This is a genomic window from Halomicrococcus pelagicus (assembly GCF_051917725.1).
In the GTDB taxonomy this organism is placed as follows: Archaea; Halobacteriota; Halobacteria; order Halobacteriales; family Haladaptataceae; genus Halomicrococcus.
Map to the genome: position 1 here is coordinate 1 of NZ_JBQBLX010000013.1, position 823 is coordinate 823.

At 57.8% G+C, this 823-nt stretch carries 1 rRNA gene; it reads right to left on the reverse strand.

Features of this window, described 5'->3' with window-relative positions:
- Positions 1-33 precede the first annotated feature (33 nt).
- Positions 34-823, reverse strand: a 16S ribosomal RNA gene (locus tag ACTF4R_RS21140); the annotation flags it as partial.

The following is an 823-nucleotide window of genomic DNA, read 5'->3' on the forward strand; positions in this document are numbered from 1 at the left end:
TGGGCCAGGCGCAACGGCCTGGTCCCGTGTGTTAGGAGGTGATCCAGCCGCAGATTCCCCTACGGCTACCTTGTTACGACTTAAGCCCCCTTGCGAAGCCCAGATTCGACCACCGCTTGGTGGCCTCATCCGGACCTCACTCGGGTGCTTTGACGGGCGGTGTGTGCAAGGAGCAGGGACGTATTCACCGCCGTCTTCTGAACGGCGATTACTACCGAATCCAGCTTCATGAGGACGAGTTTCAGTCCTCAATCCGAACTACGACCGAGTTTAGGAGATTAGCGCCCTCTCTCGAGGTTGCATCCCATTGTCTCGATCATTGTAGCCCGCGTGTAGCCCAGCTCATTCGGGGCATACTGACCTACCGTTGCCCGTTCCTTCCTCCAGTTTGGCACTGGCAGTCTCCGTAATGTACCCAACCACCACGAGGGTGTTGCTGGCAATTACGGACGCGGGTCTCGCTCGTTGCCTGACTTAACAGGATGCCTCACGGTACGAGCTGACGGCGGCCATGCACCTCCTCTCAGTAGCTCAGGTAAAGTCATCAACCTGACCGTCACTGCTACTGTCGGAGCTGGTGAGATGTCCGGCGTTGAGTCCAATTAAACCGCAGGCTCCTCCGGTTGTAGTGCTCCCCCGCCAATTCCTTTAAGTTTCATCCTTGCGGACGTACTTCCCAGGCGGCTCGCTTACGCCTTCGCTGCAGCGAAGCACACGCTCGTAGCGTGTGCCACACTTAGCGAGCATCGTTTACAGCTAGGACTACCCGGGTATCTAATCCGGTTCGTGACCCTAGCTTTCGTCCCTCACCGTCGGGTCCGTC